This window comes from Kitasatospora sp. NPDC096140 (assembly GCF_040303045.1).
Taxonomy (GTDB): Bacteria; Actinomycetota; Actinomycetes; order Streptomycetales; family Streptomycetaceae; genus Kitasatospora.
The window spans coordinates 49,355-73,095 of record NZ_JBEOUW010000031.1 but is presented as its reverse complement, the minus strand read 5'-3'; the positions used below and the strand labels follow the sequence as shown (position 1 = coordinate 73,095).

General features: G+C 73.4%; 20 protein-coding genes. 6 read left to right on the top strand and 14 right to left on the bottom strand.

Annotated elements, in window-relative coordinates; translation table 11 throughout:
- The first annotated feature begins 37 nt into the window (after positions 1–37).
- Both ABT048_RS28295 and ABT048_RS28290 read left to right on the top strand, forming a co-directional pair.
- Complete coding sequence (locus tag ABT048_RS28295; protein ID WP_350524352.1) at positions 38–1,252, top strand: acetyl-CoA C-acetyltransferase; 1,215 nt, start codon at positions 38–40, stop codon at positions 1,250–1,252.
- Between the two features lie 38 nt (positions 1,253–1,290).
- Positions 1,291–3,513, top strand: coding sequence for a 3-hydroxyacyl-CoA dehydrogenase NAD-binding domain-containing protein (locus ABT048_RS28290; RefSeq protein WP_350524351.1), 2,223 nt, complete (start codon positions 1,291–1,293; stop codon positions 3,511–3,513).
- 95 nt (positions 3,514–3,608) lie between these two features.
- On the opposite strand, the gene ABT048_RS28285 is transcribed toward ABT048_RS28290, so the two are convergent.
- The 4 genes from ABT048_RS28285 to ABT048_RS28270 form a co-directional block, all read right to left on the bottom strand.
- Positions 3,609–4,406 (bottom strand): MerR family transcriptional regulator, encoded by a 798-nt coding sequence (locus ABT048_RS28285; protein WP_350524350.1) that lies wholly within the window; start codon positions 4,404–4,406, stop codon positions 3,609–3,611.
- Positions 4,407–4,861: 455 nt separating this feature from the next.
- Positions 4,862–5,905, bottom strand: a complete 1,044-nt coding sequence (locus tag ABT048_RS28280; RefSeq protein WP_350524349.1) for an isopenicillin N synthase family dioxygenase — start codon at positions 5,903–5,905, stop codon at positions 4,862–4,864.
- Positions 5,906–6,298: 393 nt separating this feature from the next.
- On the bottom strand, positions 6,299–6,946 hold the full coding sequence (locus ABT048_RS28275) for a response regulator (protein WP_350524348.1): 648 nt from the start codon (positions 6,944–6,946) through the stop codon (positions 6,299–6,301).
- Complete coding sequence (locus ABT048_RS28270) at positions 6,898–8,349, bottom strand: sensor histidine kinase (protein WP_350524347.1); 1,452 nt, start codon at positions 8,347–8,349, stop codon at positions 6,898–6,900. Before ABT048_RS28270 ends, ABT048_RS28275 begins: the two co-directional genes overlap by 49 nt.
- Positions 8,350–8,635: 286 nt before the next feature.
- Here ABT048_RS28270 and ABT048_RS28265 point away from each other — a divergent pair, with 286 nt between their 5' ends.
- Together ABT048_RS28265 and ABT048_RS28260 are read left to right on the top strand one after the other, a co-directional pair.
- Positions 8,636–9,361 carry an ABC transporter ATP-binding protein gene (locus tag ABT048_RS28265; RefSeq protein ID WP_350524346.1) on the top strand — a complete coding sequence of 242 codons (726 nt, stop codon included), beginning with the start codon at positions 8,636–8,638 and terminating at the stop codon, positions 9,359–9,361.
- A complete protein-coding gene (locus tag ABT048_RS28260) occupies positions 9,358–11,760 on the top strand; it encodes an ABC transporter permease (RefSeq protein ID WP_350524345.1) in 2,403 nt (800 codons plus the stop codon). The genes ABT048_RS28265 and ABT048_RS28260 overlap by 4 nt, the downstream gene beginning before the upstream one ends.
- A 149-nt stretch (positions 11,761–11,909) precedes the next feature.
- Here the strand turns inward: ABT048_RS28260 and ABT048_RS28255 are convergent, their stop codons facing one another.
- The 8 genes from ABT048_RS28255 to ABT048_RS28220 all read right to left on the bottom strand — a co-directional run bounded on the left by ABT048_RS28255 (position 11,910) and on the right by ABT048_RS28220 (position 19,754).
- Positions 11,910–12,668, bottom strand: a complete 759-nt coding sequence (locus ABT048_RS28255) for a MerR family transcriptional regulator (protein WP_350524344.1) — start codon at positions 12,666–12,668, stop codon at positions 11,910–11,912.
- Positions 12,669–12,881: 213 nt separating this feature from the next.
- A complete protein-coding gene (locus ABT048_RS28250) occupies positions 12,882–13,889 on the bottom strand; it encodes a DUF2332 domain-containing protein (RefSeq protein ID WP_350524343.1) in 1,008 nt (335 codons plus the stop codon).
- Positions 13,890–13,972: 83 nt separating this feature from the next.
- On the bottom strand, positions 13,973–16,198 hold the full coding sequence (locus tag ABT048_RS28245) for an SUKH-4 family immunity protein (RefSeq protein WP_350524342.1): 2,226 nt from the start codon (positions 16,196–16,198) through the stop codon (positions 13,973–13,975).
- Between the two features lie 170 nt (positions 16,199–16,368).
- Positions 16,369–16,857 (bottom strand): Imm21 family immunity protein, encoded by a 489-nt coding sequence (locus ABT048_RS28240; protein WP_350524341.1) that lies wholly within the window; start codon positions 16,855–16,857, stop codon positions 16,369–16,371.
- 34 nt (positions 16,858–16,891) lie between these two features.
- Positions 16,892–17,482, bottom strand: coding sequence for a DinB family protein (locus tag ABT048_RS28235; RefSeq protein WP_350524340.1), 591 nt, complete (start codon positions 17,480–17,482; stop codon positions 16,892–16,894).
- A gap of 200 nt (positions 17,483–17,682) precedes the next feature.
- Complete coding sequence (locus tag ABT048_RS28230; RefSeq protein WP_350524339.1) at positions 17,683–18,255, bottom strand: dihydrofolate reductase family protein; 573 nt, start codon at positions 18,253–18,255, stop codon at positions 17,683–17,685.
- Positions 18,256–18,363: 108 nt separating this feature from the next.
- Positions 18,364–19,101 (bottom strand): SRPBCC family protein, encoded by a 738-nt coding sequence (locus ABT048_RS28225; protein WP_350524338.1) that lies wholly within the window; start codon positions 19,099–19,101, stop codon positions 18,364–18,366.
- Entirely contained in the window at positions 19,098–19,754 is a 657-nt protein-coding gene (locus ABT048_RS28220; RefSeq protein ID WP_350524337.1) for an ArsR/SmtB family transcription factor, read from the bottom strand. Before ABT048_RS28220 ends, ABT048_RS28225 begins: the two co-directional genes overlap by 4 nt.
- Positions 19,755–19,975: 221 nt before the next feature.
- Between ABT048_RS28220 and ABT048_RS28215 the strand changes: the two genes are divergently transcribed.
- The gene (locus ABT048_RS28215; protein WP_350524336.1) at positions 19,976–20,998 is read left to right on the top strand and encodes a hypothetical protein; all 1,023 of its coding nucleotides are present in this window, start codon (positions 19,976–19,978) and stop codon (positions 20,996–20,998) included.
- Positions 20,999–21,116: 118 nt separating this feature from the next.
- Here ABT048_RS28215 and ABT048_RS28210 read toward each other — a convergent pair whose 3' ends face one another.
- Positions 21,117–21,539: a MerR family transcriptional regulator gene (locus tag ABT048_RS28210; RefSeq protein ID WP_350524335.1), complete on the bottom strand. Its 423-nt coding sequence runs from the start codon at positions 21,537–21,539 to the stop codon at positions 21,117–21,119.
- An 83-nt stretch (positions 21,540–21,622) separates the two neighbouring features.
- Here ABT048_RS28210 and ABT048_RS28205 point away from each other — a divergent pair, with 83 nt between their 5' ends.
- Positions 21,623–22,450: an oxidoreductase gene (locus tag ABT048_RS28205; protein ID WP_350524334.1), complete on the top strand. Its 828-nt coding sequence runs from the start codon at positions 21,623–21,625 to the stop codon at positions 22,448–22,450.
- 479 nt (positions 22,451–22,929) lie between these two features.
- On the opposite strand, the gene ABT048_RS28200 is transcribed toward ABT048_RS28205, so the two are convergent.
- Positions 22,930–23,547, bottom strand: a complete 618-nt coding sequence (locus tag ABT048_RS28200) for a HEAT repeat domain-containing protein (RefSeq protein ID WP_350524333.1) — start codon at positions 23,545–23,547, stop codon at positions 22,930–22,932.
- Between the last annotated feature and the right edge of the window lie 194 nt (positions 23,548–23,741).

Genomic DNA, 23,741 nt, shown 5'->3' with positions numbered 1-23,741 from the left:
CCTGCCAAGCCCCCCGCCCCGAAAGGCAAATCCCATCGTGACCACCGAAGCGTACGTCTACGACGCGATCCGCACCCCGCGCGGCCGGGGCAAGGCCAACGGCTCGCTGCACGGCACCAAGCCGATCGACCTCGTCGTCGGCCTGATCCACGAACTGCGCCGACGCTTCCCCGGGTTGGACCCGGCCGCGATCGACGACATCGTGCTCGGCGTGGTCAGCCCGATCGGCGACCAGGGCTCCGACATCGCCCGGATCGCCGCCGTCGCGGCCGGCCTGCCCGACACCGTCGCCGGCGTCCAGGAGAACCGCTTCTGCGCCTCCGGCCTGGAAGCCGTCAACCTGGCTGCCGCCAAGGTCCGTTCGGGCTGGGAGGACCTCATCCTCGCCGGCGGCGTGGAGTCGATGTCCCGGGTCAGGATGGCCTCCGACGGCGGCGCCTGGTTCGCCGACCCGATGACCGCCTACGAGACCAACTTCGTCCCGCAGGGCATCGGCGCCGACCTGATCGCCACCATCGAGGGCCTCTCCCGCACCGACGTGGACGCCTTCGCCGCCGAGTCCCAGGCCCGCGCCGCCAAGGCCCAGGCGGACGGCCTGTTCGACCGCTCGGTCGTCCCGGTGCGTGACCGCAACGGCCTGGTCGTGCTGGAACGCGACGAGTTCATCCGCCCCGGCACCACCGTCGAGACCCTGGCCGGCCTCAAGCCCTCCTTCGCCCAGATCGGCGAAGCCGGCGGCTTCGACGCCGTCGCCCTGCAGAAGTACCACTGGGTGGAGGCCATCGACCACGTCCACCACGCGGGCAACTCCTCCGGCATCGTGGACGGCGCCGCCCTCGTCGCCATCGGCAGCCGCGAGGTCGGCGAGCGGTACGGGCTGCGCCCGCGCGCCCGGATCGTCTCCGCCGCCGTCTCCGGCTCCGAGCCGACCATCATGCTCACCGGCCCCGCCCCGGCCACCCACAAGGCGCTCGCCAAGGCCGGGCTCACCGCCGCCGACATCGACCTGGTCGAGATCAACGAGGCCTTCGCCGCCGTCGCGCTCCGCTTCGTCCGCGAACTCGGCTTCCGCCACGACCAGGTGAACGTCAACGGCGGCGCGATCGCCCTCGGCCACCCGCTCGGCGCCACCGGCGCGATGCTGCTCGGCACCGTGATCGACGAGCTGGAGCGGCGCGACCTGCGCTACGGCCTGGTCACCCTCTGCGTGGGCGGCGGCATGGGCATCGCCACCATCGTCGAGCGCATCTGACCCCCCGTCCCTCGGATCCCCTCGGAGACCCTGAACTCATGAGCGACACCACCACCATCCGCTGGGAGCAGGACCAGGACGGCGTGGTCACCCTCGTCCTCGACGACCCCACCCAGTCCGTCAACACCATGAACGAGGCCTTCACGGCCGACTTCGAAGCCGTCGTCGCGCGCCTGGCCGGCCTCGGCGACGCGCTGCGCGGCGTGGTGATCACCTCCGGTAAGAAGACCTTCTTCGCCGGGGGAGACCTGCGGATGCTCTCCGCCGCCCGCGCCGAGGACGCCGAGGCCGTCTTCGAGAAGTCCATGCGGATCAAGCGCTCGCTGCGCACGCTGGAGACCCTCGGCAAGCCGGTCGTCGCCGCCGTCAACGGCAGCGCGCTCGGCGGCGGCCTGGAGATCGCCCTCGCCTGCCACCACCGGATCGCGCTGAACACCCCGGCCGCCCGGATCGGCCTGCCCGAGGTCACCCTCGGCCTGCTGCCCGGCGGCGGCGGAGTCGTCCGCACCGTGCGGCTGTTCGGCATCACCGACGCCCTGCTGAAGTTCCTGCTGCAGGGCCGCCAGTACCGCCCCGGGCAGGCGATGGAGCACGGTCTGGTGCACGAACTGGTCGACACCCAGGAGGAGTTGACCACCCGGGCGCGCGCCTGGATCGACGCCAACCCGACCGCCGTCCAGCCCTGGGACGTCAAGGGGTACAAGATCCCCGGCGGCACCCCCGCGACCCCGGCCTTCGCCGCCAACCTGCCCGCCTTCCCGGCCAACCTGCGCAAGCAGCTGAACGGCGCGCCCTACCCGGCCCCGCGCAACGTCCTGGCCGCCGCGGTGGAGAGCGCCCAGGTGGACGTCGACACCGCGATGGTGATCGAGGCCCGCTACTTCACCGAACTCGCCTGCGGCCAGACCAGCAAGAACATGATCCAGGCGCTGTTCTTCGACATGCAGGCCGTCAACTCCGGTGCCGGGCGCCCCAAGGACGTCGAGAAGCGGCTGGTCCGCAAGGTCGCCGTGCTCGGCGCCGGCATGATGGGCGCGGGCATCGCCTACGCCTGCGCCAAGGCCGGCATCGAGGTCGTACTCAAGGACGTCAGCACCGAGGCCGCCGAGCGCGGGAAGGCCTACTCCGAAGGCCTGCTGAACAAGGCCGTCGCCCGCGGCCGCTCCACCGAGGCCAAGCGCGACGAACTGCTCGCCCGGATCACCCCCACCGGCGACGCCGCCGACCTGGCCGGCTGCGACGCGGTGATCGAGGCCGTCTTCGAGAACACCGAGCTCAAGCACAAGGTGTTCCAGGAGATCGAGGGCGTCGTCGCCCCCGACGCGCTGCTCTGCTCCAACACCTCCACCCTGCCGATCGGCCTGCTCGCCGAAGGCGTGCGGCGCACCGACGACTTCATCGGCCTGCACTTCTTCTCGCCGGTCGACAAGATGCGGCTGGTGGAGATCATCCGCGGCCCGCAGACCGGCGACGAGGCCCTCGCCCGGGCCTTCGACCTGGTCCGCCAGATCGACAAGACCCCGATCGTGGTCAACGACTCGCGCGGCTTCTTCACGTCCCGGGTGATCGGCCAGTTCATCAACGAGGGCGTCGCCATGGTCGGCGAGGGCATCCACCCGGCCTCCGTCGAGCAGGCCGCCGCCCAGGCCGGCTACCCCGCCAAGGTGCTCTCCCTGATGGACGAGCTCACCCTCACCCTGCCGCGCAAGATCCGCGACGAGTACCGGCGCGCGGCCGAGGCCGGCGGCGGCACCTGGACCCCGCACCCGGCGGACGCGGTGGTCGACCGGATGGTCGACGAGTTCGGCCGCCCGGGACGCAGCGGCGGCGCCGGCTTCTACGAGTACGGCGAGGACGGCAGGCGCGGGCGGCTCTGGCCCGGGCTGCTGGAGCACTTCGGCGGCTCCGGCGGCGGTGCTGCTTCCGGCTCCGGTGCCGGCTCCGGTTCCGGAACTGACCCGGCCGAGGTGCCCTTCGAGGACCTCAAGGAGCGGATGCTGTTCAGCGAGGCCCTGGACTCGGTGCGCTGCCTGGAGGAGGGCGTGCTGACCTCGGTCGCCGACGCCAACGTGGGCTCGATCCTCGGCATCGGTTTCCCGGCCTGGACCGGCGGCGTGTTCCAGTACATCAACGGGTACGAGGGCGGCCCGGCCGGCTTCGCGGCCCGCGCCCGCGAACTCGCCGCCGCGTACGGCGAGCGGTTCGCACCCCCGGCGCTGCTGGAGCGGATTGCGGCGGAGGGCCGGACGTTCACCGACTGACCGGGGAGCCTGCCCGGGGCCGGGTGGGGCCGGGTGGGGCCGGTGGGGCCGGTGGGGCCGGTGGGGCCGCGCGCGTCGCGGCCCCACCCGGGCTCCTAGGCCTCGCCGGGTTCCTCGCCCGGGTACCCGCCCGGGGCCTGGGTCATTTCCTCGTTCGGTGCCTCGTTCAGTTCCTCGCCGAGCTCCTCCCGGAGCGAGCGCTGGAACGCCGTGACCAGGGCCTGCGCCACCATCGGCTGGATGTGGTCCGTCAGCGCCTTCATCCGGACCAGCTCCGCCGGCTCCGGCTCGCTCTCCCGGTACGGCTTCCACACCGTCTCCCGGAACAGCCGCTGCAACTCCCGCGCCGTCGCCCGGCTGTGCTCCAGCACCACCTCGCGGGCCGCCAGCAGCGTCTCCAGCGGGATCGGCACGTCCAGGATCCGCACGCCCAGCGGCAGCAGGCCCGGATCCACCCGGAACACCTCCGGGTCGTCGGTCCGCTCCAGCACGCCCATCGCCGCCAGCCGCTCGACCTGCGCCGGCGACAACCCCTGCCCGGCCCGCCGCTCCAGCTGCGCCCGGCCCAGCTCCTCGGCGGCCTCCGGCGTCCAGGACGCCACCAGCGCCCGGTGGATCGCCAGGTCCAGCGGCGTGCTGTCCTCGGGCAGCCGCGCCAGGTACCGCTCGATCGCCGCCAGTGTCAGCCCCTGCCGCTGCAACTCCTCGATCAGCCCCAGCCGGTCCAGGTGCGCCGCGCCGTACAGGCCGACCCGCCGCGGCCCCAGCTCCGGCGGCGGCAGCAGCCCCTTCGTCCCGTAGAACCGCACGGTTCGCACGGTCACTCCGGCCCGCGCCGCCAACTCGTCCACCGTCAGCCGCACCTCGCCCGCCCCGGCACCGTGCTCCCCCATCTGCTGCCTCCCGCGCTGGCACACTCCTGCTGTGACAGCAGCAGTGTGACAGTGCGGCCGGAGCGGGTCCACCGGGGTGGCGCGCGGCCGGGTCGGTGGGGGTGCTGGTCGTCGGCTGTCGGGGCGGGTTGGGCGGCGGAGCGGGGGAGGTCCGCGGCGGGTGGGCACGGCGATGTCCGCGCGGGTCCACCGGGGTGGCGCGCGGCCGGGTCCGGGGTGGTGCTCGTCGTCGGCTGTCGGGGCCGGGTTGGGCGGGGGCTGGCGGCGGGTGGGCACGGCGATGCCCCCGCCCGTCTGCCGGGGGCAGCTCGGTGCAGGGGCGTTGCGTGCGGGTCCCGGTGGCCCGCCCGGGGCCGTCGTTCGGGGCGGTGGCGGGTGAGTGCGCCCGGGTGTGGCCCATCGGTTCGTCGGGGCCGAACCCGGGGCCACCGGGGCTTCCCGGTGGCCCCGGTCGGTCAGGCGAGGGCGGCGTGGTGGCGGCGGGTGACTTCGGGGTGGGCCCGGGTGTAGCCCTTCCACTCGTTGAGACCGAAGTCGGCGAAGAGGGGGTTGTCCGGGTCCTCGGTGGCGCCGGGGGCGTGGTGGGCGAGCGGGAAGTCCAGCGGCGCGATGTGGGCGTCGAGGCGCGGGTTGTAGAAGAACGGGACGGAGAAGCGCTCGCGGGCTCCGGGCGGGCTGACCACGCGGTGGCTGGTGGCCTTCAGGTAGCCGTCGGTGGCCACCTCCAGCAGCTCGCCGAGGTTGACGACGAAGGCGCCGGCGAGCGGCGGGACGTCCAGGAAGGTGCCGTCCTGGCGTTCGACCTGGAGGCCGCCCACGGTGTCCTGGAGCAGCAGGGTGATGAAGCCGTAGTCCTTGTGGGCGCCGACGCCTTGGCCGGCGCCGTCCGGGGCGGTGCCGGGGTAGCGGACCAGCTTGAGGCGCAGGTGGGGGTGGCCCGCGAAGGCCTCGTCGTAGAAGTCGGGGCGGGCGCCGATCGCGGTGAGGAGTTCGTGCAGCAGTCGCCGGGCGACCCCGCCGAGGTGGTCGATCCAGCCGAGCGCGGCGGTGCGCAGCGCGGGGAGCGCCTCGGGCCACTGGTTGGGGCCCTCCAGCCACCAGTACGGGGGCTCGCCGGCGCCGGGGACGTGCGGGGGCAGCTCGGCGCCGATGTCCAGCTGGTCGCGCCAGTCCTGGCTGCCGCCGGTGCGCTCGTCGCCGGTGCGGGTGTAGCCCCGGTAGTGCGGGGAGTTGAGGTTGCTCACGGCGAGCCGGTCGGCCTCGGGGAGGGCGAAGAAGGCGCGCATGGCCCGGGCGAGCGCGGCCGTCTCCTCGGGGGTGACGCCGTGGCCGACGAGCTGGAAGAAGCCGACGCCGGTGGCCGCGGCGCGGAGTTCGTCGTGCAGGCGGCGGCGTTCCTCCGGGCTGCCGTCGGCGAGCGAGAGGTCGATCACCGGGAGGGCGTCCGCGAGGTCGGAGCCGGAGCCGTTTTCGGGTACGGGCGTGTACTGCTGCGTCATGTGTGACATCCGCTGGGTCTCGTCCCGGCCTGGTCCGGTGGTCGACCGGGGGCGCCGGAGCCACGCCTGGTGCGGCGGGTGCTCCGGGAGCCGGGAGGCGGGGGCGGCCGGGTGGTGGGGCCGCCTGAGGGTGGGTGGAGCGAGGTTCAGCCGGAGCGTCGACAGGACATGCTGGTCACGCGGAGCAGGTCCACGTGGCGACGGCGAACAAGGATGAGCACTTCACCAGCTTAAATGACTGGTTCGGCGGCGGGCGACCCCCCTGCAGCGGAGGGCCGCCCACCACTTGTTGGTGAACGATCAAGTGCCGGTTCTCGGTCGAGGGCGCGGTGTCGCCGGCGGCTCCGTCAGACGCGGTGGACGGCTTCCCTCAGGTGTGGTCGGCGGCCCCCCTCAGGCGTTGTTGAGGTAGGCCAGGACGGCCAGCACCCGGCGGTTGTCGTCGTCGGACGGCTGGAGGTCGAGCCGGACGAAGATCGACGCGGTGTGCTTGGCGACCGCCCGCTCGGTGATCACCAGCTGCTGGGCGATGGCGGCGTTGGAGCGGCCCTCCGCCATCAGCGCCAGCACCTGCCGCTCGCGCGGGGAGAGGGTGGCGACCGGGCCGGCCGAGGAGTTGTGGGTGAGCAGCCGGGTGATCACCTCCGGGTCCATCGCGGTGCCGCCCTGGGAGACCCGTCGGACGGCGTCGATGAACTGGGCGCCGTCCATCACCCGGTCCTTGAGCAGGTAGCCGATCCCGCCGGTGCTGCCGGCCAGCAGCTCGCGCGCGTACAGCTGCTCCACGAACTGCGACAGCACCAGGACGGGCAGGCCGGGGTGGGCCTGACGGGCGGCCAGCGCGGCCCGCAGCCCCTCGTCGGTGAAGCTCGGCGGCAGCCGGACGTCGACCACGGCGATGTCGGGCCGGTCGGCGGCCACCGCGGCGAGCAGCTGGTCGCCGTTCTCGACCGCCGCGGTGACCTTCATCCCGCTGGCCTCCAGCAGCCGGGTCAGGCCGTCCCGGAGGAGGAAGAGGTCTTCGGCGATGACAACGCGCACGGGATCTCCAGGTTCACGATGGTGGGCCCGCCGGACGGGCTGCTGATCGCGAGCACTCCGTCGAAGGCGGCCAGTCGGCGTTCGGTTCCGCTGAGACCGGTGCCCCGGGACGGGTCGGCGCCGCCGCGCCCGTCGTCGGTGACCGATATCCGCAACAGCCCGTCACTGTGCCCTATCTCGATCCAGACGCGCGAGGCGCCCGCGTGCTTCACCACGTTGGCCAGGAGCTCGGTGACCGCGAAGTAGGCGGCCGACTCCACCGGTGCCGGTGCCCGGCCGGTCAGGGTGCCGGTGAAGGTGACCGGCAGCGGCAGGTCCAGCGCCGTCGCCTGCACCGCGTCGGCCAGTCCGCGGTCGGCGAGCACCGGGGGGTGGATGCCGCGGACCAGGTCCCTCAGCTCGCCCAGCGCCTTCACCGAGGACGTCCGGGCCTCGGCCAGCAGCGGGGCCAGGGCGTCCGGGTCGTCCTTCAGCTGCTCGGCCACGGTCAGCAGCATGCCGAGGGCCACCAGCCGGGCCTGCGCCCCGTCGTGCAGGTCCCGCTCGATCCGGCGCAGTTCGGCGGCCCCGGCGTCGATGGTGTCCGCCCTCGTCCGAGCCAGGTGGCTGACCTGGCTGGCGAGTTGGGCCCGCCGGGAGGGCCCGAGCAGGGCCCGGGCGGCCTGCTCGTGGATCCGCAGGACCGACGGGGCGGCCCACAGGGCGGCGGCCGGCGCGGCGTACAGGCCCATCACGTAGATCACGCCGAGCGGGAAGAACGGCCCGTTCCGGCCGAAGACCTCCAGGGCGACCGGGGTCAGCACGACGACCGCGGCGGTGAGCAGCACCGTGAAGCCGGTGAGCAGCGCCCAGAGCAGGTCACGCCAGGTCGCCGGGTCGGCCAGCCAGCCGCCGGCCCGCAGCCGCTGCCAGGGGCCGGTGACGCCGGGCACGCGGTGGTACGGCACCGGGACCGGCCGCCCGCTCCACTTCCCGACCACCCGCCTGCTCTCTCCCGCGATCCAGCGCGCGCCGAACAGCGCGAGCATCAGCAGCGCGGGCGACAGCCAGAGCGAGACGGACCGGCCGCCGGGCGCGGCGCCGCCGTAGAGGTGCGTCGCCATCACCGCGAGCGCGCCCGGGGCGAACAGGGCGGCGCCGACGGCCCGGCCGCCGCCTCCGGTGGCCCAGCAGAGCGCCCAGAGGGCGACCACTCCGAACGGGACCAGCAGGATGAACGGGCCGCCCGGCCCGAACCGCCCGGACTCCTCCGGGCCGAACAGCGCGGAGGCCAGCAGCAGCGGCCCGGCCAGCAGCGAGACCAGGCCCGTCACGGCCAGCGTCACCACGTACCAGGCGCGTACGCCGTCGACGCAGGCCCGGCCCACCCGGGCCGTCACGTCCGTCACCGCCTGCACACCCATGAAGCGCCCCCTCGCCGTCCCGGAGCCTCCGCCCGGGGCTTCGAAGCCCTCGGTCCCGGAGCCCCCGCGGGCCCTGCGGACCCGGTTCCGATCTTTACGGTGGCTCAGTCTGCCGGGCCGCGGCGGCCGGCGCTCTAGGCCTGGACACCCAGTTCGGGGTGTATCTGGATACACCCCCAAGACGCCGTCCAGACGGTTGGCCGGGCCCCCGGGCCGGTTCGTAGCGTCGTGTCCCGTCAGCCGGTCCGGGGCCGCCCGGGGCCGGACCGAGAACCGTGGAGGGCCAGTGAACGCGCCGATCATCCGGATCCGCGGCGTCAGCAGGACGTACGACCGATCCGACGCCGCCCGCCCCGCCCTGGCCGGGCTCGACCTGGAGGTGCGGGCGGGCGAGGCGCTGGCCGTGCTCGGCCGCTCGGGCAGCGGCAAGTCCACCCTGCTGAACCTCATCGCCGGCCTCGACCGCCCGAGCGAGGGCACGGTGGAGGTGGACGGGGTGGCCGTCCACGGGCTCGGCGAGGCCGCGCTGGCCGAGTTCCGGCGGCGGCGGATCGGCATGGTGTTCCAGTTCTTCAACCTGCTGGACGACCTGAACGTCGAGGACAACGTGCTGCTCCCGGCCCAGCTCGCCGGGATGCGGCGGGAGCCGGCCCGGGCCCGGGCCGACGAACTGCTGGAGCGGCTGGGGGTGGCCCGGCACGCCAGGGCGTTCCCCGGCCGGCTCTCCGGCGGCGAGCGCCAACGGGTCGCGGTGGCCAGGGCATTGATGAACCGTCCGCCGGTGCTGCTGGCCGACGAACCCACCGGCGCGCTGGACACCACCTCGGCCGCCGACGTCCGCGACCTGCTGCGCGGGCTCAACGCGGAGGGGCAGACGATCGTTCTGGTCACCCATGACACCGCGCTCGCCGACTCCTGCGCGGACCGGACGATCGAACTGCTCGACGGCCGCCTGGTCCGGGACAGCGCGGCCGTACCGGCCCCCGGCGAGCGGAGCGGGGTGGACGCATGAGCGCCCTCGGCAAGGTGGTCCGGGCCGGGGTGGGCCGCAAGCGGGTGCAGACCCTGGTCATGGTGCTCACCACGATGATGTCCGTGACGGCGTGCATCCTCGCGGTCGGTCTGCTGGTCGCCGCCCGGGGCCCCTACCAGCGGTCCTTCACCGACCAGCACGGCGCGCACCTCAACGTGCTCTACGACCCGACCGCGGCGAGTCCCGACCGGCTCGCCGCGGCCGCCCACGCGCCCGGTGTCACGGCCTCGGCCGGCCCGTACCCGGCGGTCACCGTCCGGCCGCGCTCGGGGGAGGGCACCGAGCTGCCGCCGCCCGGCAGCCTGCTCCCGCCGATGACACTGGTCGGCCGGGCGCAGGACGGCCCGCTGGACGGCCTGCGGATCACCACGGGCCGGTGGGTCGCGGGCCCCGGCGAGGTGGTGCTGCCGGACGGCCGCTCGCCGCTGGCCGTCGGCGACGGCATGCAGTTCCCGGATCTGCCGGGGCACCCGACGCTCAAGGTGGTCGGTCTCGCCTCCTCCGTCTCCTGGAGCGCGGACGGCTGGATCGCCCCCGAGCAGGTCGCCGGGCTGACCGCGCCGGGCACCACGGCCGCCGCGCAGTACCTCTACCGCTTCGCCCGCGCCGGCACCGACGCCGAGGTGGAGGCCGACCACGCCGCGCTCGCCGCCGCGGTACCGGCCGGCGCGCTCGTCCGGGCGACCTCCTACCGGCCCGCCCAGCAGGAGGCCGACCGGACGGCCTCGACCTTCGTCCCGTTCGTCACGGCCTTCGGGGTGCTCGGCCTCGCCATGTCGGTGCTGATCATCGGCGTCGTGGTCAGCGGCGCCGTCACCGCCGCCACCCGGCGGATCGGCATCCTCAAGTCCCTGGGCTTCACCCCGGCCCAAGTGGCGCGCGCCTACGTCGGCCAGGCGCTGATCCCGGCCGGCACCGGCACGGCGCTCGGCGTGCTCGGCGGCAACGTGCTCTCCGTACCGGTCCTCGGCATCGCCCGCAAGGCACTGCGTGGCGGCCTGCTCGGCATCCCGCTCTGGGTGGACCTCGCCGTCCCGCTGGCGGCCCTGGCCGCCGTGACGGGCACCGCGCTGGTGCCGGCGCTGCGGGCCGGACGGCTGCGCACGGTGGAGGCGCTCGCGGTCGGCCGGACGGCGCCGGGCGCGAAACGGGCCGCCGCCCTGGCAGCCCGGGGCGGACCCGGCGACGCCGGAGCGCCGGGCCTGTCGGCGCGGGTCCGACATGGCATAGGTCGGCTGCCGGTGCCGCGCTCACTGAGCCTCGGGCTGGCGAGCCCGTTCAACCGGCCGGGCCGCTCGGCGACCACGGGGGCCGCGGTGGTGCTCGGCACCGCCGGCGTCACCCTCTGCGTCGGCCTGACGCTCTCGCTCGGCCTGCTGCAGGAGGGCCTGGAGGCCGGGCGCGGCGGCAAGGTCGTGGTCCAGGCCCCGATCGAGGGCGGCACGAAGCCCGCCGAGCAGGTGGACGAGGCGGCCGTGGCCCGGGCGATCGATGCCCGCGCGGGGACCGCGGCCTGGTACAGCAGCGTCCCGGCGCAGGCCGCCGTGGCCGGGAACACCGGCCGCTCCGAGGTGGTCGCGTTCAGCGGCGACGTCTCGCGGGCCGGCTACCAACTGGTCTCCGGCCGCTGGTTCGGCGGCCCCGGCGAGGTCGTGGTCGGATCGGCCTTCCTCCGCGCCAACCAGGCGAAGGTCGGTGACACCGTGACGCTCACCGACCACGGGCGCACCACCCCGGCGAGGATCACCGGCGAGGTCCTGGCCACCGAGGACTTCGTGTACGTGGACCGCGCCACGCTGGCCCCGCTCGGCGGCGCCGTCGCCGCCGAGGCGATCGCCTTCCACATCGACCTCACCCCCGGCACCGACCCGAAGACGTACGCCGACGCGCTCGACGGCGCGGTCCGGCCGATGGGGCTGAGCGCCGAGCCCGGCGAGCAACACGTCAACATCGTGGTGCTGGCGATGAACACCCTGGCGGGGGTGCTCACCCTGCTGCTCTCCGCCGTCGCGGGGCTCGGGGTGCTCAACACGGTGCTCCTGGACACCCGGGAGCGGGTGCACGACCTCGGGGTGCTCAAGGCGCTCGGGATGTCGCCCCGGCAGACCGTCGGCATGGTGCTCACCTCGGTCTGCGGCAGCGGGCTGGTGGCCGGGCTGATAGGAGTGCCGCTCGGGGTCGCGGTGCACCACTGGGTGATGCCCGCGATGGCCCGCGCCGCCGGGATCGGCGTGCCCGACGCGGACCTCGGCGTGTTCGGTCCCTCGGTGGTGGGGCCGCTGGTCCTCGGCGGCGTGGCGCTGGCCCTGCTCGGCGCCGCCCTCCCCGCCACCTGGGCGGCCCGGACCCGGACGGTCACAGCCCTGCGGACGGAATGACGACGGGGGACGAACCCGGCGGGGCGCCCTTCCACCGGCCGACCGGTGGAAGGGCGCCCCGCAGGAACGGCCCACCTGGCGGGGGCCGCTCACCCGGAGCGGCCGGCCCACTCCGGCGGGTTCGGCTCACCCGGCGGGGTCGGCCGCACTCAGGTCAGTCGCGCCGCCGCGTACGCCTCCATGGCGGCCCGCTGGTACGCGGCCAGGCCCGGGGCGATGGCCTCGTACGCGGCGCTCCACCGGTCGTTCTCGGTGCAGGAACGGGCGATCGCCAGGTACTCCTCCACCGGGACCGGCCGGAGGGTGCCGAGCATCCGGTACTCCTCGTCGATCGTGCTCTGCACGGGCTCGGCGTCGGCCGGGTGGCCGGCCGCCAGCAGTTCGGCCAGGTGGATCATGCGTGCGGTCCGCTCGCGCTGGCCGGCCTCGATCTCCTCCGGGCTCATCGCGGCCGTCGCGCGCCGGGTGGCCTCGACGTGCTCGGGGAAGTCCCGCAGGCTGGCGTCGACGTCGGCGGGCCGGATGCCCTCGAACAGGTTCTCGGGGCGATTGATGGTCATGGGCGTGCCGTCCTTCCGAAGGTGTTCCAGGTCGGCGATCGTGCGGGAGACGGTGGCGGCCAGGGCGTCCAGCCGGTCGCGTTCGGTGACCAGCCGCCGGTGGTGGCCCCGCAGGGCGTCCAGCTCGTCCACCTGGTCGCCCAGGATCCGGGCGATCTCGGGCAGCCCCACGCCCAGCGCCCGCAGCACGAGGATCTGCTGCAGCTGCAGCAACTGCCTTTCCTCGTAGTAGCGGTGGCCGTTGGAGCCGATCCGGGCCGGCGGCAGCAGGCCGATCTCGTCGTAGTGCCGCAGGGCCCGGGCGGTCACCCCGGACATCCGGGCCACTTCCGCGATCGGCCAGGCCATGGCCGCCTCCCCTCGCTCCCGGGTCCGTTCCCGGGTTCCACGTTCGTCGTACCGGGCCGGTTCTTCCGGCCGTGGTCACGACGGTAGAAGTTGCCGCTGCGGCAGCTTCAAGTCCGAACTCGCCGGCGTCCGCCGGAGCCGGGCCGGCCACGCGCCCGAGCGGCCGCTTCCCGTCCGAGCCGGGCCTCGGCGGCCCGCCCCGCCCCGCGGCGCCTACGCGTCGCCGAACCAGTCCAGCGACTGCCCGTGCGGCCCGGTGAAGGCCACCGGCCGCTCGTCCAGGGCCAGCGCGAACAGCCCGGATCCGGGCGGGGCCGGGCGGGGCAGGCGCCGGGCGACGGCCGGCAGCACGGAGACCGCCTCGTTGGAGATCCAGTGCCCGGGCAGCTCGCGCACGGTCGTCGCGAACTCCTCCCGCGCTTCCGGCGACAGGTACGCGAGCACGGCGCTGTGGAACACCACCGGGGTGGCCCCCGTCGGCACCTGCGCCACCAACTCCCGTATCGTCGCGTTGAGATCACCGCGCACCAGCAGCGGAGGCTCGGCGCGGGCGACCCGCACGGCGCCGCGCAGCCGGTCCAGCCGGTGGGTCTGCTCCGGCCAGACCAGCGACTCCAGCCAGCGCACGTCCTCCTCGGCCCGGACGTCCAGCGGGTCGAGGTCGATCCCGGCCCGCCACACCACCTCCGGCAGCCGCTCCCGCAGGGTCGCGGGGAGCGGCACCGGCCCGCTCACCGCGCAGTCCAGCGTCACCGGGCTCGCCGCGGCGCCGAACTCGGCCACCGGGGCGCCGCCCGCACCGTCGGCCGGCAGGTACCGGTAGCGGTACCGGTCCGGGTACAGGCAGAGCCCGGCCGAGGCGCCCACCTCGATCAGCGCGAGCGGCTGCGGCAGCGTCGCCAGCAGCGGCAGCAGGGTGGCGCAGCGGCCCGACTCGTTGGTCTGCGTCCGGCGCTCCAGCATGGTGGCCGACGCCTCGTCCCAGTGGGCCGTCACCCAGGCGCGGAAGGCCGGCCAGCCCTCCGTCACCGGGCCGCCCAGGTGGCGGACGGCGCCGAACAGCAGGTTCGGCTGCCGCTTGGCGGCCGGCAGCCCGTCCAGCAGCGCGCGCACCTGCCGGTCCTCGGCGACGCGTTCGGCCAGGTCCTGGTAGACCGCGGAGTTGCCTCGGGCCTCCCGCTCCGCGAAGCCGCGGTAGAGGTCCCCCGTATCGCTGTGCATCCTCGTCCGTCCTTCCGGATGATCAGAATCGGCCCGGCGTAGGCCCGGTCGCTGCGCAGTGGCCGACCGGGCGGGGAGCGGTGTCACCCCAGCATGCCGCCCATGTGCCCGTCCTCGGCGAGCAGCCGCCAGGAGCAGCCGGGCGAGGCGAAGGCCTCCGGGTCGACGGCCTCCACCAGCCGGTCCACCACCGTGCTCAGCAGCGACTGCGGGTCGTACACCGCCCAGGTGTCGTGGCCCCGGCCGTAGTCCCAGCGCTCCCACTCGACGCGCAGCCGCTCGTACGTCCAGAGGGCGTAGAGCAGGGCGGACAGGTCGCGGTTCAGGTACGCCTCGGGCTGGCCGTCGTCGTACCAGTCGGGCAGCTCCAGGCGGCCGGTGGCGCCGTCCAGAGCGATCGTGAGGTCCGTCGGCCAGTCCCCGAGGGCGATGAAGTCCCGCTGGTAAGGGCGGTCCTCCTCGCCGTCGAAGTACTCCGGGTACGCCTCGCCCATGGTGACCAGCGGCTCGTCGCACACCCCGAACATCGCCCCGCCCAGCGGCAGCCCGACGTCGGTCAGCAGCCGCCGGGTCGGCTCGTGCACCAGGGCGGCGGGCAGGTGCTCGGGCCGGAAGCGGTGCACCCGGCCGGGGCCGTCGTCCTCGTCCGTCAGCGCCGCGAGCTCCGCCACCAGCTCCGGGCCGACCTCGTACGCGGGACCGCCCGGACCGCCCGGCAGCGCACCCCAGCCCAGCGCGTGCACCAGCAGCGCGGTGCCCCAGTGCGCGGGCGGAGTGGAGCCGTGCGCGAACAGGCCCGGATCGACCTCCCGCATCCGCTGCTCGGCCCGTGCCACGACCTCGGCGACCACGGCCGGGCCGCGCCGTCCGTCCAGCGCCTCCGGTCGCCGGGCCGCCTCGGCGACGGCCTCCACCTCCCGCACCAGGCCGGCCAGTGCCGTCAGGTCGGAGGCCAGCAGGTCCCGTCGCGGGCCGCCGTTGTCCAGGAACACCTCACCGGTCGCCCCGTCCAGCAGGACGAGGTTGCCGAGGGCGGCGAAGGGCGTGCAGTAGTCCGTCTCCCCGAGGACGAACAGCCGCTCCGCGTCCGCCGGGAACGGCCGCACCGCGCCGAACTCCAGGAACGCCCCCGCAGCCGGCAGCCCCTCCCGGGCCAGGAACTCCCGGCTCTCGGCGTGCACCACTCCGCCCGGCGAACCCGACACCTGCTCACACCCCACGTACCCCACCCCTCCCCGGCCCTGACCCCAGACCCTAGCGGCCCGGCCCGACATCGCCGCGCGGGTTGTCGCCTCGGGCCGTTGCCGCGGGTCGTCGCCACGGGTTGTCGCCGCGGGTTCCGGCAGTCCGCCCGGGGCCGGCCGGCTACACCCCCCTGCCGCCGGGTCCACGTTCCACACCTCGGGCAGGTCCGCGTCGCAGCAGGCGCAGGCGTAGTGCTCCTCGCGGACGAGGTTGACCGTGGTGCACCCGGGGCAGCGGCGGAAGACCGCCCCGTACGTGAAGGCGCCCGGGTGCGGCAGGCCGATGCGGGTGAGGGCGGCGGTCACGGCGGGCCAGGAGGTGGTGTCGGGGCAGTAGCCGGTGGAGTGGTTGCTGACCGTCTCGACCTCCCAGCCTCCGCCTCCCTCCGACCGCCGGAACCCGATCTCCCCGGCGCTCAGCACCAACTCCCCACCCGCGCAGGCCACGTGCTCGCTGCGGCGCGGGGCGAGCAGCAACGCGCCGGACAGGTCGACCACGAAGGTGAACGGCTCCGCCGACTCCTGCGCGGTCCGGCCGCCCATCCAGGCGGTGAACTCGTCGGCCGTCCGGACCGGTCGACCGCCGGGCCCGCCGGCCTCCCGCAGCTCCGGCGGCCCCACGTACCGGTACGCCCGGCCGAAGCCGTTCGCGACCTCCGTCGCAATGCCCCGCTCGGCCAGCCGGGCCCGCCAGTACGCCATCTCGACGGCCGTCCCGGCGAGCTCGAAGTTCCTTAGTCGGTCGAGGAGTTCACGTGCCTGCGGCAGCGAGGCCGCCGAGCCCTCGCGGAGCGCGCGCAGCGCCGCGACCGGGTCGGCGAGCGGTCCGGTGAGCCGGAGCCGGGCCGGTCCGTGGGTGGTCAGCAGCGCTGCGCGGACGTCCTCCGGCAGGTCCTCCGGTCCCGAGTGCTCGCACAGGTGGGCGTTGCAGTGCGGGCAGGAGCGCTCGGCGTCCCACCACAGGTCCCGCCCGTGCATCAGGAACTGTCCGACGCTGCGGACGGCGGTGCCCCCGCAGTCCCAGCACCGGACGGCCATCCGCACGCCCTGTTCCGCCTCGGTCATGCCCGCACTCTACGGTGGCCGGGGGCGCGGCGGAGCGCGAGGCGTACCCGCCCACCTGCGGGAACCTGGGCGGCCGGGGACGGTGGCCGGAGCCGGAGCCGGAGCCGGAGCCGGAGCCGGAGCCGGGGCCGGTGAGGGACGGTGGCCGGGCCGGAGCCCGCCGCCTCCGGTCAGCCGCCGACCGGATCCAGCCGGACCAGCACGACCTGGGTCTGCTCGTCCGGTTCCACCCGGGCGGCGCGGACGCGCCGGCGCCCGGCGGGCAGGTCGAGGCGGAGCCGCCCCTCGGTGGCGGACTCCCCGCCCGTCCAGCCGGCGTCGAACAGGTACACCGGCCCGTTCCCGACCTCCCAGCACAACTCGGGCTCCCACTCGGCGAGTTGCAGCGCCCGCGGCAGGGCGGCGAGGATCGCCTCCTCCGACTCCGCCGCCATCCACCGCAGCAGCAGTCCCCGCTCCGGCAGGGGGGTCGTCGACAGCGGCTCGTCGCCGAGGACCAGCGCCTGTGCCCCGCCGACGTCCAGCAGCCCGACGTGACCGTCGACCCCGCAGGCCCGGTCGTAGTCCGCACCTTCGCTGCCGGTCCACGCGCCCAGCGCCGCCTCGGGGACGAGCACCAGCGGCCCGCCCTCGGAATCGATCCACTCCACCCGGTCCATCCGGGCACCGTACCGGGGGCGGACGACCCGCGGGTCAGGCGAGCCCGCCGGCCTTCCGGGCGGCCTGCTCCACGCGGTCGTGGTGGGCCCGCCACCAGTCCGCGTCGCCCTCGGCGGTGTTGACGCCGTCGGGGCGCTGGCCGACGGCGCCGTCCACGAGTTCGCGGACGAGGTCGGCGTGGCCGACGTGGCGGTGGCTCTCGGCGATCATGTGGACGAGCACCCGGTGCAGGGTCTGCTCGGGGCGGTCGCCGAACGGCAGTCGGCCGGTCGCGTCCAACGGCAGGGCCTCGATGGTGGCGTCCGAGTGCGCCCAGACCCGCCGGTAGCGCCCGACGATCTCCTCGGTGCCCTCCTCCGCCCGCGCCCACAGGTCGCCGTTCGGCTCGGTGTCGCCGATGAACCACAGCGGGGTCGGCTCGGGGAAGGGGCGCCCGAAGGTGTCGCCGAAGTACATCGCCTCGGCCCCGGTGAGGTGCTTGACCAGGCCGAGCAGGTTCGTCCCGGTGGGGGTGAGCGGGCGGCGCAGGTCGTACTCGGAGAGGCCGTCGAGCTTCCAGAGCAGCGCGTCGCGGGCGTCCTGGAGGTAGATCCGGAGGTCGGTCTTGTCGTCCGTCGCAGTCATACGACCAGTCTGTCGACGAGCGGAGGCCTGTCCACCGGTTTCGGCCGCCTGCCGCCGTCGCCCGTAGCCCGTAGCCCGTAGCCCGTCGCCTGCCGCCGCCTGCCGCCCGCTACCGCACGCCCAGTGCAGGAGAATTGATGAATCGTCAGGCCCGATGCCCGTCCGACCGTGATCCGATCGTCGATCCCCCTGCGGGGCCGTCAGCGGACCACGTCGAAGACCTGCTTCTGCAGGCCGTTGTCGTAGGCCGCGTACTCGACCAGCTTCAGCTTCTGGGCGTCCTTGTCCGTGGCGCTGAACAGGCGCTTGCCCGCGCCGAGCAGTACGGGGAAGACGAGCAGGTGGTAGCGGTCGATCAGGCCGGCGTCCGAGAGCGCCCGGTTCAGGGCGGCGCTGCCGTGGACGATGATCGGGCCGCCCTCGGTCTCCTTCAGGGCGGCGACCTCGTCGAGCGAGCGCAGGATGGTGGTCTCGCCCCAGTTCGGCACCAGGTCGTCCTCGGTGAGGGTGGTGGAGACGACGTACTTGGGCAGGGTCTTGTAGCGGGCGAAGTCCGCCATGTCCGGCCACACCGGGCTGAACGCCTGGTAGCTGACCCGGCCCAGCAGCATCGCGCCGGCCTCCTCCTGCTCCCGCCCCTTGATCTCGAACGCCTCGGGGACGAACTCGATGTCCTTGAAGGTCCATCCGGCGTTCCGGTAGCCGGGCTCGCCGCCGGGGGAGTCGACGACGCCGTCGAGCGAGATGAAGGCGGTGCTGATCAGGGTGCGCATCGGTGGTTCCTTTGTTCTTCGTACGGGTGCGGATCGGGGGGCGTGCAGACGTGCAGACGTGCAGATGGGCGGGCGGTCCAGCGGTCCAGCGGGCGAGCGGTCAGACGGTCAGGCGAGGAGGCCGGTCAGCCACTGCTGCCAGGAGGCTTCGGCCCCCGCCGGTGCCGGGCCAAAGAGGTGGTGGAACATCAGGACCAGGCCCGAGCCGTGGTGGAAGGTGTGGAGCCCGTCGGCGGTGCGGACCGCCAGGCGCTCGTCGTCCGCCCAGACCACCTCGCCGTCCAGCGGCGGCAGGTCGGCCGGTCCGCCGTGGGCCCGTGCACCGACGGTGACCGGCAGGGGCAGTGACAGTGCGTCGGCGAGGACCGTGCGGACCTCCGGCTCCGGCCGCCCGGTGGACGGCGCCGCGGCGAAGACGGGGGTGGCGGTGCGCCCGGGGAAGTGGGCGAGGTACTCGCGGAGCGTGTGGAGGTGGAAGGGCCAGCCGCGGCGCAGCGCGTCGTACTCGTCCTGCCAGTCGTCGCCGAGCAGGCCGCTGTGGACGACGCGGAGCACGGTGGCGGCGCCGTCCCGGCCCTCGATCAGGTACTCGAAGGCCATGAAGCGGCCGTCCTCGGCGGTGGTCGTGCGGGTGGCCAGGCGCTTGCCGGGTTCGTAGGCGGTGATCACCGCCTCCTCGCGGTGGCCCCCGACCTCCATGGCGGCGGTGCCGCCCTCGCGCGGGTCCAGCTCGTTGCGGCCCATGAACCAGGAGTCGATCCCCGGTCCGGTGGCGATCGCCTCCCAGACCTGCTCGGGGCTCGCGGGCAGGGAGGTCTCCAGCTCGATCTCGAACGGGTGGGTCATCGCGGGTTCTCCTGGTTCGGCTCGTCCTCGGGCTGTTGCGCGTCGGTCCCGGCCGTCTCCGCCGCGGGCCGTGCTGCCGAGGGGATCTGGTGGAGTCCGACGACCACCCGGTGGCTGCGGCCCCCGGGGGCGGACTCGTCGTGGTAGCGGCTGACGAGGGCGGCCACGGCCTGGGCCAGTTCCTCGGCGAAGGCCGTCCGGTCGGCCGCGGAGGCGAACCGCACCTGGGCGTCGATGCCGAAGGTGGCGACCCGCCGCCGGGCGCGGGCGGCGCCGGTCAGCAAGGTCCCGACCTCCTGGACGAGCCGGGAGCCGAGGGCCAGCAGCCAGCGGGCGGAGAGCTGATCGGGGGAGCGGTCGGGGTCCGGGCTGACGGCGGCGAGGACGCTGGGGGAGATCACGTAGGAGGCCGCGGTGGCGCGGTAGACCCGTTCGGTGACGTTGCCCTTGCGCCGCTCCTCGGCGAGTTCGACGAGCCCGTGCCGCTCCAGTTCCTTCAAGTGGTAGTTGACCTTCTGTCGGGGCAGGCCCAGGCGGCCGGCCAGCATGGCGGCCGAGCCGGGTTCGGCCAGGGCGGCGAGGATCCGGGCCCGGATCGGGTCCAGGGACGCCTCGGCTGCGGCGGGTTCTTCGATGACGGCGACATCCAGCACCCCTCCAGGGTTCATCCGACAAAAAAATTTGTCAAGGAAAAAACGCTTGTCGGTAGCCCGGTCGGCCGAGTGGTCCCGCCCGGTCGGCCGAGCGCCGCCGCCCGTCCACTGCGGGCCCGCCGCCCGTCCGGCGGTCGCCCGCCGCCCGCACGGCGACCGGCAGACCGCGGCCGGTTGGCAGCACTGGTGCCGCACACACTTGGCCAGCGGCCCGCCCGCTGGTGCCAGACTTCGCCCACTTCAATGCCATCGACGGTCACCTCGACCAGCAGATCGCTCGCATCGATGAACGAGCGCGGTTCGCCATCGGGCTCCCCCACGACGTGAGGACCTGCACCGCCCTGCTGCTGTTCGCCGACATGCTCACCCACGGCACCCACCCTGACGCCCTTCTCTCAGAACTCGTCCCGCCCCTGCCTGCGAAGTTCCGACAACGCGCAGCCCACCTCGTTCGATCCGCTTCCCCCGGACTGAGGTCCGCTCTCTCGCGCCTCCGAGAACCTTTGGTCCGCACTCGCCAAGGCCGCGTCGGCGCATACGCCCAGGAGTCCAATCGCACCGGCGACTTCGAACCCCGCCACGTCCCCCAACGACTCCCTGATCACTGGCTCGCGGAACTGCATGACCTGGCAAACCCCCTCGGGCTCCACCTCCAGCGGGACGCTGCCATTCGTCTGATCCAGACGGTCCACGACACCTCACGCCTCCAAGCAGGCCAGTTCCTCGGCCTTCCAGCCAACAGCGCACTCGCCGCAGGAGTTCACGTCACCTCCTGGCTCAGAGACGGTGGCAAGGCAGCCCAATACGCCCAGGCGGTTTCCCGGATCGCAGACCGGCTCACGACAGAGCCCCTGATCGACTACCGCCACCGCCGCGAGGCCCTGCACGACTGGGCACTTCCGGAAGCCGACTGGAACCTCCTCGTCGCGGACATCATCCGCAACCGCAGTACCAGCTGGACGAGCGAGGAACACCTCGCAGTAACGATCTACATCTGGGCACAGATCACCAGCAGCGAGCCCCGCCTCCACCCAGTCTGCCTGCAAGTCCCCAGCGGGCGCTCACGAGCTCTCGTGCACATCTGGAACGTGATCCAGAGACCCACCCCCCAGCTTCGCGAACTCAGGACCGCACTCGACCACTACAGCCATCACCTCGCCACGCAGCTTGAGGACCGGCACCGCACAACCGGGCAGCAGGGCGGGCCACCTGCGCAGCGACTGTCCTGTGCCACCGAACTTTGAGCACGCGCCATCGGAGCTTGATCGTTCGGCCGTTCTACTGTGCCGGGACACGTTAGTTGCCACCTGGACACGCTTGTTGTCACCGCTGGTGTCCTGGCGCAATGAAGCTGACGGATTCTCAGTCTGAGCATTGCTTGGTATCCGGGTGGGATGGGTTCCACAGGCGGTCGGCTTCGCCTCGGGCGAGATGGTCCTCGTAGATCCGCACCTTGTCCCGCATCACGTCCAGGGTCTCCTGCAACTCCCGGATCTGCGCCTCCACGTGGTCTTGGTGTCGGCGCAGCAGCGCAAGCCGCTCGGGTTCGTTGCCCGTGCCCTGGCGGGCCAGCTCGATGTACTGCCGGATCACCGGCAAGGACATGCCGGAGGAACGCAGCTTCGTACAGATCGCCAGCCACTCCAGATCTTCCTCGTGATAGATCCGGCGGCCGTTGGACAGGCGGCGTACGGGGTTGGCGAACAGGCCCTCCCGCTCGTAGAACCGCAGCGCGTGCACGCTCAGCCCACTGCGCTGCGCCACCTCTCCGATGCTCAGGTCCATGAGTGCCCCTCCCGCGTAGCTGTTGATCTAGACCCGACTCTAGGACCTAGCGTCGAGCCGTCCGCATCGGAAGAGGAGAGAACATGAGCGTTTGGTTTGTCACCGGGGCGTCGCGGGGGCTCGGCGCGGAGATCACCCGTGAAGCACTGGACCGAGGGCACAGCGTGATCGCCACGGCGAGGGACGTGTCGGCGGTACTCAAGGCGTACCCGCAGAAGCCGGATGGACTGCTGGCGGTGAACGTGGACGTGACCGAACCGGGGCAGCTGACCGCTGCCGTGGAGGCCGGGCTGGCCAGGTTCGGCCGGATCGATGTCGTGGCCAACAATGCCGGTTACGGCCTGGTCGGCGCGATCGAGGAGACCTCGGACGAGGCCGCCCGGGCGCTGTTCGACGTCAACGTGTTCGGCGTGCTCAACACCTTGCGGGCGATCCTGCCGGCCTTGCGCGCCCAGCGATCCGGGCACGTCCTGAACATCGGCTCCGTGGGAGGTTTCGCCACCGTACCGGCGGCAGGCCTGTACGGCGCGTCGAAATTCGCGCTCGAAGGCATCTCCGAAGCACTGCACGGCGAACTGGCCCCGCTCGGAGTCCGCGTCACGATCATCGAGCCGGGCGGCTTTCGCACCGACTTCCTGAGCAGCTCCAGCTTCCACACCGAGCCGGCCACCATCGCCGACTACGCCACGGCCGCAGGACCGGTGCGCGAGGCGCTGGCCCACTACGACGGCCGCCAGCCGGGCGACCCGGTGAAGGCTGCCAAGGCCATCGTCGACGTCACCGAGACCGCCGAGCCGCCGCTGCGCCTGCAGTTGGGCGCGGACGCGGTCGAGCGCGTCGAGGCGAAGCTGGACCTGGTGCGGCGGGAACTCGACCAGTGGCGCCACGTAGCACTCTCCACCTCCATCTGACAGACGTCAGGCGCTTCGCCCGCGACCTCAGGGCCTCCACCTTCGCGGGCACTGGGTCCAGGCCGAAGCTGGCGGCCATCTCCTGGCATGTCAGGGGCCCTTGACCGGGCCGGTTCCGGTCGGCCAGGGCCCGCAGTCTGCGCTGCTGGCCCACCGACAGCGCCGCCCAGGACAGCTTCCGTCTCGTCCCGAGCCTGGAGGAACCGGTCGGCGATCGCGAGGACTGCTCCGGTCGTGAGGGCGTCGTCGGGCGGGGCGGTGAAAACCTGCGCCCGGCCGCGCGGGGCGTCCTTGAGATCCTGGAACCGCGACCATCGACAGGCCTCAAGACGGATCTTCGAAACCGGTGCCAACAAGACCGACCAGGCATCACAGGTGACAAGACGGATGGCCGATCAGTGCCAACCAGCCTGTCCCAAACCGACCGAAGGCACAGGCCACAACCTACGATCAGTGACAACTGACGTGTCTCGGCACATCTACAACGGGCGGTAGGTCTGGTACTTGCCCTGGAGGGATGAGGCGGCCGCGTCGGCAACATCTGCCCGGGGGCCGGCCGCGCAGGCTTCGAGGAATTCCCTGACCCGGGGACCTGACCAGCCCGCCGCAGCAGCTGCCGCCCAGAAGCGCAGCCCGTCGTTGGGCTCCAGTGGGCCCAGGCAGTCGAGGAGGTGGTCGATTGTCTGGGCGTCGAGGTGAAGGCGCTGCATGGCGACGGCGCGCAGCGCGCCGTCGGCGAGACTCGGGGTGCCGCTGTTCAGGCACCACCGCAGGGCATCGTCCGTGTCCTCGGGTGTGCTCAACCGGACGATGGCGTCGCCGAGGGCGACGTACACCATGGTGGCGTCGAAGGACGCCCGGGCGAGTTCGCGCAGCGGCCCGAGCGCAGGCCGGTGATCGCACATCCCCAGGGCCATGACGATCTCGTACTGGGTCTCCCACGTGCGACGGTCTTGTACCTCGTGTTCCAGGGCCTCCAGCAGCGGCGGACCCGCGACCGGTTGCGCGAGCCGCCGCAGACGCCTCGCGGCTGAGCGTCGCTTGGCGGACTGCCTGTCGCCAAGCTGTTCCACAGATTGGTCCAACGTCAGTGCCATCTCGACTCCTGCCCACTCAGGTCCGGTTGCCGCGCACAGTAGGGCAGCACGCTGACAAACAACTGCCTGGGGCAAGTCGGCGCTGCCACACTCCGACGTGCTGAGCGTGTACGCCAGCCAGACCTCAGTGGTACGAACCTGCCGCTGATCAATCTTCAATGGCATGGGCTCAAGGTTCGCCGACACGGACAGTG